The organism is Rhodococcus sp. BP22 (assembly GCF_014281965.1).
GTDB lineage: Bacteria > Actinomycetota > Actinomycetes > Mycobacteriales > Mycobacteriaceae > Rhodococcoides.
The window spans coordinates 79,267-90,926 of the sequence record NZ_JACFTB010000007.1 but is presented as its reverse complement, the minus strand read 5'-3'; the positions used below and the strand labels follow the sequence as shown (position 1 = coordinate 90,926).

Annotated in this window: 8 protein-coding genes; all 8 read right to left on the bottom strand. The window is 63.1% G+C overall.

Features of this window, described 5'->3' with window-relative positions; translation table 11 throughout:
• Positions 1-2 precede the first annotated feature (2 nt).
• Entirely contained in the window at positions 3-920 is a 918-nt protein-coding gene (locus H2510_RS16365) for a xanthine dehydrogenase family protein subunit M (protein WP_186629365.1), read from the bottom strand.
• A gap of 80 nt (positions 921-1,000) precedes the next feature.
• On the bottom strand, positions 1,001-2,476 hold the full coding sequence (locus H2510_RS16360) for a uracil-xanthine permease family protein (RefSeq protein WP_261392982.1): 1,476 nt from the start codon (positions 2,474-2,476) through the stop codon (positions 1,001-1,003).
• Between the two features lie 142 nt (positions 2,477-2,618).
• Positions 2,619-4,271 carry a PucR family transcriptional regulator ligand-binding domain-containing protein gene (locus H2510_RS16355; protein WP_315901398.1) on the bottom strand — a complete coding sequence of 551 codons (1,653 nt, stop codon included), beginning with the start codon at positions 4,269-4,271 and terminating at the stop codon, positions 2,619-2,621.
• A gap of 26 nt (positions 4,272-4,297) precedes the next feature.
• Positions 4,298-5,470, bottom strand: coding sequence for an XdhC family protein (locus H2510_RS16350; protein ID WP_186629364.1), 1,173 nt, complete (start codon positions 5,468-5,470; stop codon positions 4,298-4,300).
• Positions 5,471-5,619: 149 nt separating this feature from the next.
• The gene (locus tag H2510_RS16345) at positions 5,620-7,014 is read right to left on the bottom strand and encodes an amidase (RefSeq protein ID WP_315901397.1); all 1,395 of its coding nucleotides are present in this window, start codon (positions 7,012-7,014) and stop codon (positions 5,620-5,622) included.
• Positions 7,015-7,061: 47 nt separating this feature from the next.
• On the bottom strand, positions 7,062-8,780 hold the full coding sequence (locus tag H2510_RS16340; RefSeq protein ID WP_186629363.1) for a PucR family transcriptional regulator: 1,719 nt from the start codon (positions 8,778-8,780) through the stop codon (positions 7,062-7,064).
• A 41-nt stretch (positions 8,781-8,821) separates the two neighbouring features.
• Positions 8,822-10,333, bottom strand: coding sequence for an amidase (locus tag H2510_RS16335; RefSeq protein ID WP_186629362.1), 1,512 nt, complete (start codon positions 10,331-10,333; stop codon positions 8,822-8,824).
• A gap of 101 nt (positions 10,334-10,434) precedes the next feature.
• The gene (locus H2510_RS16330) at positions 10,435-11,544 is read right to left on the bottom strand and encodes a ring-opening amidohydrolase (protein WP_186629361.1); all 1,110 of its coding nucleotides are present in this window, start codon (positions 11,542-11,544) and stop codon (positions 10,435-10,437) included.
• Positions 11,545-11,660 lie beyond the last annotated feature (116 nt).

Genomic DNA, 11,660 nt, shown 5'->3' with positions numbered 1-11,660 from the left:
CGTTATTTCTCTCCGGCGTCGACACGTAGCGTCGACGGCCTGGTTGCCAAAGAAAGTGCTCCATCACGCGCGGCCGCCATGACCACCCTCGCAGTCAATGCCGCGACGAGCTGGGAGCGATACCGCGCAGTGGCATGAATATCGGCCTCGGTTTCGACGCGCTTGCGCGCGGCCTCCGACAGCACGTTCCACAAAGGATCCCGGTCGTCGGACACCGAGGCGCCGCCGATGACGTCCGTATAGTCGATCACTTCGCCGAATTCACCGGCAGAGACATAGGTGACGCGAGCGTTCGTCACCACGCCGTCTGCCACCTCGACGCGTGCTGCAACACCGACGAGCGCGTAATCGCCATGCCGGCGGGCGATTTCGTCGATCGCCGTTCCAACGCCCCTTCGGGCCGCCGGCACGGTTGCACTGATCGCTATCTCGTCTGGTTCGAGTGAAGACTCCAGCGGCCCCAGGAACAGATCACGAGCGGCGATATCGCGACGGCCCCGCACCGACTGCACGGTCACCGAACCGTCGAGCAGGACCAGTACTGCAGGAACTTCCGCCGACGGGTCGGCGTGGACGATCGATCCCACGGTGGTTCCGCGATTTCTGATCGTCGCGTGAGCGACCAACTGCAGCGTGCGGCCGAGCAGTGGTTGCACGTCGTTGGCTCCGGGGTTCGAAGCCAACGACGCATGCGTTGCCAGCGCCTGAAAGGTCACACCTGATTCTGCGGATGCGGTGATGGAGTCGAGCCGATCGATCCCGGTGATGTCGACGAGAGTTCCAGGCGCAGCCAAACGCATCGACAGCATCGGAATGAGCGATTGCCCACCTGCGAGGACCTTGCCATCGACCCCCGCAAGGACCTCGCACGCTTCCTCGATCGACCGAGGCCGATGATATTTCAGTGGCGAAGGTTTCATAGTCCGATCCTGCCTGCCTGTGCTGATAAGTGTCTCGTCTAAAAGTGACAAAGGCCACTGCGTGAAGTTGCAATCTCTAGCTATCGCACCGGATCGAGGGTGTCGACCTCTCCGTTGTCGTCGACATCTCTAGTGTGTCGTGGTCCCATGGTGTCCCCGAGCTTGCGCTGGTCAGGGCCGGTGCCGTCGGGGCCCGAGGCATATCCGGGCCTCATGTGCTGGGGAGCGATGCGTGCACACAGGTGGTAGAGGGCGATCACGACGATCGTGCCCAGCGAGATCCCGGTCAGGGAGAACGAGTCGGTGAAGACCAGGGCGGTATCGCCGATGGCAAGAATCAGGCCGGCTGCGACGGGCATCATGTTCAATGGATTGCCGAAGTCGACACCGTTCTCCTTCCAGATCTTGGCGCCGAGCAGGCCGATCATCCCGTAGAGAACCACGGTGATTCCGCCCAACACACCACCCGGTGTTGCTGAAATGATGGCACCGAACTTCGGCGAGAATCCCAGGATCATCGCAATGATGCCGGCCGCGGTGTAAGCAGCTGTCGAATACACCTTGGTTGCCGCCATGACACCGATGTTTTCGGCGTAGGTGGTCGTGGGCGAGCCTCCGACCGCGCTGGCCATGACGGTGGCGATACCGTCGGCGGCCAGTGCGCGGCCCATCAGTGGGTCGAGGTCGTCGCCGGTCATTTCGGCGACGGCTTTGACGTGCCCGGCGTTTTCCGCGATGAGTGCGATGACGCCCGGGAGCACGAGGATGATGAACGCCAGAGAGAACGAGGGTGCGTGGATACCGACAATGCCGTTGGCCTCATCGGAGAACGGCGGTAGGCCGAACCACTGTGAGGACTCGACGCCTGCCCAGCTGACACGGAAGTGTTCGGTCACCGCGTCGGCCGTGGCGTCGTACGAGGTGATCGGTCCCAGTGCGAGGTCGAGAATCCAGGACAGTGCGTATCCGAATATCAGCGACAGCAGAATCGCGATGCGTCCGAGGAACCCCCGGAGTGCAACGCTCATGACGATCAGGACGAACATCACGATCAGTGCGACCCACTGGTCCTGTGGCCAGTAGAGACTCGCTACCACCGGTGCGAGGTTGAATCCGATCAACATCACTACCGCGCCTGTGACGACCGGGGGCAGGATCTTGACCACCACTCCGCCGCCCATGAAGTGAATGGCGACACCGATGACCGCCAACACCAACCCGGACACCAGGATGGCGCCGGTGACTTCCGCCGACGTTCCGCCCTGCGCTCGAATCGCGGCGACACCGCCGACGAAGACCGCCGAGGTTCCCAGGTAGCTGGGGATCCTTCCCTTGACGACCAGCAGGAAGAAGATCGTGCAGAACCCCGACATGAGAATGGCGAGTTGGGGATTGAGGCCCATGATGATCGGGAAGACGAAAGTTGCCCCGAACATGGAGACGACGTGTTGTCCTCCGAGGCTGACAGTGCGCCCCCAGTTCAACCGCTCGTTCGGTGCGACGACTTCGCCCGGAAGGATATTCTTTCCGTCCCCGTGAATCTTCCAGATCGGCATTGTGAAGCCTTTCTATCTCGTTGTAGACGCAGCAGTTTCACGAATTGATGTGCATTTCTATATCGCTATAGAAAGAGAACGGTATTGCGGTCTTTTCGAACGACCATGAGCGTAATCTGCCAATATTTCGATTGGATGACCGTCACATGTAGTGATCGATACCGCGCATGGCCATTATTTTGAGAGCCAAAGACAGGTCCAAACGTAAATCAGGGCGTTCGGTGAAAGGGCCGAGTATTTTCTCCAACTTGACGACGCGATATCTAAGAGTGTTGTAGTGGAAGTGTAGATTTCGGGCAGTTTCGGCAATATTGATATTGGTGGCGAGCAACATTTCGAGTGTCTTTCGCATATCTCGAGCTTCCACTGTCTGCTCAGTCAGTTCGTGCAGAGTTTCTTTGGTGAACGACGTGAGTTCATCGTCGTTCTCGACCAAGCTGAGTAGACGAAATACGCCCAGATCGTCGAATGTGGTGACAGCCCAGGTCCCGTATATCTGGCGGCCTACTTTCAGTGCGGTTCGGGCTTGACCGTAAATCCCCGGAATGTCCTCCACTGAAGTGCAGGGGCGTGAGATACCGACGGCGAATGGCTGTCGGCCGCCTCCGCCGTCGCCGCGCACACTGTCGATGATGTCGCGGATCGCGTTCACCGTGTTCGGCCCGGCCCCCATCATGATGACGGTTTCGGTACCGAGGGCTGCAATGGCAGCGTGCGGGTCCCGCTGCGCCAGCGCACCCGAGAACGCCATCATCTGCCGGTCGACGAGCGGCATGCGGTCGGGTGCTTGCCGCGTGGCATCGACTCCAGGGGTGGGTTCGATGACGACCACGACGACCGGTCTGCCGATGTTCCAGCCGAAGCGTTGCGCGTGCGCCACCGCGTGTGGATGTTCCCCACCCCTGCCCAGCAGGAGGTCACGTAAGAAATTGGCGCGGTGCTTTTCTTCTATCTTCGACAGCGCAAGGTCGCGGGTCACGGCGAGCGCGAACACTGCGGCCGCCGCATCCACCACGTGCAGATCCTGCGTCGAGAGCGTTCGATGTCGACTGAAGGCGGCGACCCGTCCGTGGTCGATGCTGTTCGCCGAGATCGCGCACACCGCGATCGCACCCTCGTCCGTGGTGCGCAACCCCAGGCCGCCGTCGGTCGAATCTGTCTTCAACCTTCCGGTGGCATCGAGCGCCGAGCTGCGGCAGAGCGCCCGAACTTCCTCCTCGTCGGCGCCGGCCGTCGCCAATCTTCTTCCGTCCGATGTGGTCATCAAGACCGCGACATCGAGCTCCGCGGCCGCCGCCGACGCCAGCTCGGCCACGCCGCCTCCGGCAACCATCCTCGCCACCAACAGTTTTCGCAACCGCTCCGACCGGTACATCGCTCGCACCTGCTGCTTCGCCCGATCGCGCACGCCTCGCGCCAGTACGTGATCGAGTGCGAACGATTCCGACACTGCGATCAACGGCAATTCCAGTTCATCGGCAACGGCGCGGGTGTCGTCGTCGATCGTGGTGATGTCTTCGTCGAAGTGAATGACGATGCCGGCGACCCCGGCAGAATGTGCGGCCGACACGAACGAAGAAAGCGGCTCGGTGGACTGAGCGAGCGCGAATCCCGTTGTGAGAACCAGGTCTTGCGCACCGATCCAGAACCGGATGCTTTCGGGGTTCTCGATGAGGGTGAGGCGATCGACGATCCGGCCGAGGCCCTCGCGCCCGGCGAGGACCACACCTTCGGACAGAAAGTCCGTGTCGAGAATGCTCTCCACCGTCGTACTCTCGGCTCCGCCGTCGGTCACCCGGGCAGCGATAGCGGTAGAGCGGGTCAGCAACGTGCGCTCGATCCGAGGTCTGCACGCTCGTCCACCGATGCCGACAGTGAGTTGCGTTCGCGATGAATCGGTCCGTGAAGCGTACGCAGTTCGAGGCCGGTGGCGTTGCGAGAGGTCTTGAGGACCTCCGCCATGATCGACACTGCGGTTTCGGCAGGGTTGCGGGCACCGAGATCGAGTCCGATGGGCGAGTGCAGCCGATTCAACTCGGCCTCGGTCACTCCCCGGCCACGGAGAAGGTCGACGCGGCGGTCGTGTGTGGCACGGCTTCCGAGTGCGCCGATGTAGACCGCAGTGGTTCGCAGCGCATGTTCGAGCAGCGGGATGTCGAACTTTTCGTCGTGGGTCAACACGGTGATCACGGTGCGCTCGTCCACGGGAGCGGTTTCGAGGAACGTGTGCGGCCACGCGACCACGACTTCGTCGGCATCCGGGAACCTCGTGCGCGTCGCGAACACTGCGCGGGCGTCGATGACCGTGACGTAGAAGCCGGCGAACTTCCCGAGTCGACACATCGCCGCGGCGAAGTCGATCGCTCCGAAGATGTACATCCGTGGGGGTGGTCCGAAGAGCTCGACCATTACCTCGAGCGGGCGATCCTGTTCGCTCTCGCCATGAGTGAGGACTGCGAGCCCGGACTCGCCTGTCTGCACGAGGTCACGGACTTTGTGCATGAACGACTCGTCACCGTCGAGAGCCTCGGCGAGGCCCGGTCCGGCACATTCGTCCCAGGTGCGGTCCTCGCTGACCACGGCATGCCGAGTCGGCTCACCGACATGAAGGTCGGTGAGCACCGCCACGGACGTACCCTCGGCGATCAATCGCGCCACTTCGGCGAACTCGGCACACGCGTGTCCGCCGATCAGCCGGAGAAATACTTCGATGGTGCCGCCACAGGTCAGGCCGACGCCGATCGCGTCGTCGTCGGCGACGTAGTAGGTCTCGGTTCTGGCGAGTCCATCGGCCAGCACTTCCTGGGCGAGTTCGTACAACGCGCCTTCGATGCAGCCGCCGGACACACTGCCGACGACGTCGCCGGACTTCGAGACGGCCATCGCAGCGCCCGCTGGTCTGGGGGAGGACTGCCAGGTGCGCACAACCGTCGCGAGAGCGAACGGCTCGTGGCGTTCGAGCCAAGGGGCCAGATCGTCGAGGAGATCCCGCATGTTGTCGCTCTCCTTTCGGGAGTGAAGTGATGGTGATCACGTTATCGTCCGGGCGTCCGGTTACCAGCGACAGAGTTCGCCCAAATAGTGTCGAAGTGATTGTCGGAACTCGCCATCGCGGCAGGATCCGCCCGGTGCCGAGGGTGGTGTTAGTGCGGAGGCTTACGCATGCACAGCGCGGCCGCAGCGAGAGCGTTGTGTTCCTGCCATGGCCGGGCCACGATCTGCACACCGATGGGAAGCCCGCATGCAGAGGTCGCAACTGGAACGACCACCGACGGCACGCCCAGAATGCTGATCGCGCGACTGCTGGCCAGTGCTTCGGACCACGACAGCACAGTGCCGTCGACGTCGAACCGCGTCTCACCGATGGGCGGTGCCACGATCGAGGCGACGGGAAGAATCAGTACATCGCCCATCGTGGACAGAAGTTCGTGCCGCAGGACACTGCGCTCCGCCCACAGCGACTCGGCGTCGGTGCGGGGGGTGGGCCGGACAGCTGCAAGAATTTCTCGAATGTTCTCGCCGAATCCAGTGGCAGGCCCGTACTGCAGGATGTCGGTTTGGGTTTCGGCGGCGCGCATTCGTGTGAACAGATCGTTCGCCTTCCGCAATGCCGTGCCCGAGTAGGGCTGCATCGAGTTCACCGACGGTGCCAACCGCTCCGCCGATTCCGTCACCGCAGCAACAATCTCCGCCGATACCGGGACGGTGCCTTCGCCTGCGGCCCAACGCACGTCGAGCTCGTCGAGACGCACGCCCGCCGGATCCACCCATCGATATTCGGGCGAGGACGTCACGCGCAGCATCAAAGCCAGATCGTCCAGATTTCTCGCCATCGGCCCGATCGTTTGCACGCTGCCGTGCATGGTGGCTGCGTTCGTCAGCACTCGCTCATCGAACATGACACCGGGATACTGGCCGTCGGGGGAGATGCGGCCACCCGTCGGCCGTACCGAACACAGGCCCGTGCAGTGCGCGGGCCATCGGACCGAGCCGCCGAAATCGGTGCCGAGCCCGACAACGCTCATGCCCGAGGCGATCGCCGACGCTTCACCACCACTGGACCCGCCGGGGGAGCGGTCGATTCCGTCTGGCGACAACGGATTCAAGGTGTATCCGAAGAGGTCGTTGTGGGTGAGTCCGCTGGCACCGAACTCCGGAGTGTTGGTCTTCCCGATCAGTATCGCGCCTTCGGCTCGCATCCGGGCGACTGCCGGTGCGTCGACGCGAGGTACGTTGTCCGCCAATACCGTCGAGCCTGCTGTTGTTCTGACTCCGGCCGTGGCGATCAAATCCTTGACGGTGAACGGGACTCCGGCCAGAGCTCCGACGGATTCACCGCGTGCCAGGCGCACATCGATCTCGTCCGCAGCCTCTCTCGCGGACTCGGCGGCTACCGTGACGATCGCGTTGAGTCGTGGGTTCGCTCGATCGATGTGAGCTAGGTGCTGCTCGATCACTTGGCGGGCGGACATCGAGCGAGAAGACACGGCCTCGGCGACCGAGTGGGCATCGGCACCGATCGAATTACCTTGTAACACAGGACAAACTCCTCAGTTGCTCGGTGGACTCGACAAACATCACCGCGTCACAAGCCCTTCATCTCCACTACCCGCAGCGCCAAGGCGACATCCAAACGCAGGATCGGGTCCGTCGTGAAATGACCGAGGATGCTTTCCAATTTTCCGATTCGGTAGCGCAGCGTGTTGTAGTGGAAATGCAGGACCCGCGCTGTTTCGGCGACGTTGCAATTCGTATCCAGCAACGCCTGCAGGGTCTGCCGCAGATCGACTGCGTCGGCATCCTCTCCCGCCAGTGAACCGAGCACCTCCGTCGCGAAGGCCTGCAGCTCGTCGCCGTCATCGACCAGGGACAGCAGCCGGTGCACCCCGAGGCTGTCGAAATGTGCCACCGAACCCGCACCGTTCATGCGGCGGCCGACCATGACAGCTTTGCGCGCTTGATCGTAGGCACGCGGAATGTCGGCCACGGAGTCGATGACGCGACTGACTCCGGTTCCGAACGAATTTCTGCCGCCACCACTGTCGCCCGCGACGGATGCGATCAGGTCCTCGACGACTGTGCGCGCATCCCCTTGCCCTGCCGGCATCAGCGTCACCACTTCGTGGCTGAATCCGACGACCGGAGCGAACCGGTCGCGGCGGCGCACGACCTGTTGCCACGCAGCGGTGAGCCGCTCGTGTGGCATCCGCCCGACGACGGGTGGTTGAACCGATTGTCCTGCACTCGCTTCGGCTACCTGGTCGAGCTGCGCCACGATGACGACCATGCTTCGGTTCACATCCCAATCGAGCTGGGAGCAGTACTCGATGATCTGATCGGTGGGCTCGGCTGCACCGTTGAGGACATCGCGCAGGAAGTCACCGCGAAACTTCGATTCCACCGCGGACACCGCGAGCTTCTTCGTCACTGCCAACGCAACGACGGTCGCAGCACGCTCGAGCGCCTGTATCGTCACCGGTCCGAGACCACCTGCCCGTGCAACGGCAACGATGAGGCCGTGGTCGGTGCCGCCGGCATTGATCGGTGCCACCGCGATCTGACCGGACGCCATTCCGGGTGCCGGTTGAAGACCCTCGTGGAGACGTTCGGTATGTAAGCGGCCCGAGGGATCGAACAACGGCAACTTCTCGAGGGCTTCGAGATCTGCGCTCGCTCCCGCTGTCGCCTGCACTCGTCCGTCGGGGGAGCAGATGACGACAGCAGCCTCGAACAGCGTCGCCACTTCGTCGGCGATCTGGGGAAGATCACCACCTTCGAGGACGATCGTGGTCAATGCGCGGTGCATGCGGTCGGCGACGTCGAGTGCCCATGCCTGGCTGTCGACCAGGTGGGTGTAGACCTCGGACATCACCTCGTCGAAGCCGATGTCTCGGGGGATGAGGAACAGCGGAAAGTCGAGTCGATCGGCCGCGTCGATCATCGCTGCGGGGACGTCGCCGAAGTATCTGCCCTCCTTGACACCGAGCGCCGCGGCGCCGCGTTCGGCGAGACCTTCGACGAGTTCGACCAGCGAATGAGCGTCGAACGGGCGACCGGAGTCCGCGTGTCGCAGGGGAAAGCCGGTGGTGACCAACAGTTCGTTCGGCTTGACCCACGGCAGGATGTCCGGCACCTCGATGACGTTGACCCGTCGAACGACCTTCTCGAGACCGCCCTTGCCCGCGATCAACTGCGAGCCGGTCAGGCTGGGAAGCGCAAGAAGTTCTTCCACCGTCAACGCGTAGCTTGCCGGAGTCGACAAAGCCCGTGTCCGCGGAGTGAGATCGCCGACAGTTTCTTTCATTGTTCGACTTTACCTGTCCGCCGTTAGGCCAGCAGTGGGGGTCAGTTCGCCCGAAGCGCGGGAGGAAGGACGCTCCGGACCCACTGAGTTGCCTGTTCGTAGGCATAGGCGAGCTGCAAGACCGCCCGGTCAGCGCCATGGCGTCCGATGATCTGGACTCCCATCGGAAGGCCACGCGGATCGAACCCGACCGGCATCGCGGCGACGGGAACGCCGGTCATCGTCCACGGAACGACGGTCTCCATCCACCGGTGGTAGGTATCCATCGGGCGTCCGGCGATGCTCTCCGGCCAATGCGTGTCCTTGTCGAACGGAAATACCTGTGCGCTCGGCGCAAGAATGAAGTCGTACGTTTCGAACATTTTCGTCAACGACGTCTGCCAGCTGTTGCGAGCCGCCGCCGCCTTCGTGACGTCCAATGCAGAGAGGGTGACGGCGTTCTCCATTTCCCACAGCATCTCGGGCTTCATCAGGGCACGAGTCCGTGGGTCGTCGTACAGATCGACCATTCCGAGCTGCGCCCACCACCGCCACTTCAGAAACAACTCCCAGATGTCCTCCGGCTTGTAGTCCGGCAGGGCGCTCTCCACCGTGCAGCCGATCTGCCGGAACGGCTCGAACGAGGATTCGCAGATGTCGAGGACACCGGGCTCGGTCGCCAGGTAGCCGTTCCAGTCTCCGACCCATGCAATGCGCGCCCCACGGAAGTTGCGTTCGAGACTACGAGTGAAGATCTCGGGATCCTCGTCGATTCCCAACGGAGCGTTGGCATCCGGTCCCGCCATCGTGGAAAGGAGGTGTGCGACATCGGCGACGGATCGTCCCATCGGTCCCGAAACTGCACCCTGAGCGATGAAGCCGGACTCTGGAATTCGTCCCCAGGACGGACGGAAGCCGACGACATTGTTGAAGGCGGCGGGATTGCGCAAGGAACCCATGTAGTCGGTGCCATCGGCCACGGGCAGCATACGAAGCGCCAACGATGCGGCCGCTCCACCGCTACTGCCACCGGCAGTACGCGAGGTGTCGTACGGCGACACGGTCGTACCCCATACCGGGTTGTACGTTTGCGAGCCGAATCCGAACTCGGGTGTATTGGTCTTGCCGACGATGATTGCCCCCGCCGACTTGATCCGCTTGACGAACAGGTCGTCGTTGTCGGCAACTCGGTCCGCGAAAATGGGTGACCCGGAGGTGAACGGCAAACCCTCGACCGCCGAAAGGTCCTTGACCGCATGCGGAAACCCGTGCATCCACCCGAGGTAGTGCCCGTCCGCCAGTTGACGGTCACGCACCCTCGCCTCGTCGAGCAGCTCCTCGCGGTCCCGCAACGCGATGATCGCGTTGACAGTTCCGTTGTGCAATTCGATGTGGTCGAGGTAGGTGGTCATGGTTTCGACACACGACACCTCGCGGCGCTTGATCATGCCACTGAGCTCGAGCGCATCGCGCATGACGAGGTCGCTCGGGGCGTCACTCGGTCCCGCGGCCGTGGGGTCGGCGTACGCGACGGTGGCATCGCCCTCGTCGACGGGTTCGATGGCGTGTGCCATGCGCGTTCCTTTCAACTGGACGAAGACTGTGGTGCGGGGGCGATGCCGCGCCGAAGCCTGGATGTGCGGCTTCGGCGCGGCGCCGATCGAACGGGGTTTTGCTACTCGCCGAGGTCGACGATGGCGGCAACGGGGCCGCCGCCCTCTGGACCCTGGTGTGCGGCCGACACCGATACGAACACAGCCGGGTCACCTGTCACGGACGCGGCGACGCCGCCGACGCAGGCCTTGATCTGACGATGCCAATGCACGTCCGAGTCGTCGAGCATTGCGTTGCGACGGCCACGGACCGTTCCGTCCTGGCTCGCTTCGCATTTGAGGAAGACGTTGACCAGCTTGCCGTCCAAGTCGCTGGTGCGGGGACGCTCGGGAAGTTCGAGACCGGCGTCGCGGATCGCATCCCAGATGCCGTCCTGATCGAGTGCATCTTTCATGACGCTGTGACCGATGCGGTAGCGGCCACCGACGCCGCGCGCGTTGCCGACTACGACGATCTGAGCGCGGTCCAGCTCGACGCCCGAAGAGCAGGAGGCCACAGCGGAGTACAGCTCCCGGCTGTGCATGACGTCCTCGTCGGTGGGCATGTCGATCTCACCGAGGGCGACGGCGATCCCCAGTGCCGTGCCGCCGTTCGACAGGTCCATCGACTCGTGGGTCTGTTCGGTCCAGACGGTCTTGCCGCGGCTCTTGGCGTCACGGATGGTGTGAATCGTCAGCAGAGGTGTCTTCGTCTGGACGTAGTGCACGTCGGCGGGATCGGTGATGCCGGCGTTGGCCATTGCATCCTTCACTGCTGCAGCAACCTTGGTGATCATCGCGGTGCGACCGATATCCTCGGGCATCAACTGCTCACTCATGGCGACGCCGACCGTCAGGCGCGGCTCGTCGGTCTTGACGGCCTTCTCTGCCGGCACAGTCGCGAAGATGGTCGCGTGCGGGCTGATGACACCATCGGTTCCACCGGACCAGACGATCGGCACCTCGCCGACGTCATGAGCGCTGCGGGTTCCCCTGGCGGACAGAACCTCTCGGAAAGCGCGATCGGCGATGATGCGGGTGTAGTCGTTGACACCGCCGTTGCCCTCGGTCTTACCGATGACCGCGATGACACGGTCGGCGTCGAGCACTCCGTCGTCGATGAGCTTGGCCAGCTCGCTTGCATCGGACACGTTGTGCAGCGGGACCTTGCGAACCTCGATTGCTTCGGGCACTGAAATCTCCTCTATTGGGGAACTGTGGGTACTGCAGAGTCAGCCGGTGACCACACGGTGCGGCACCCTCACTCCTGTGACGCTACTTACAGGGCGGGGTAGCAGCACTGGCAAGG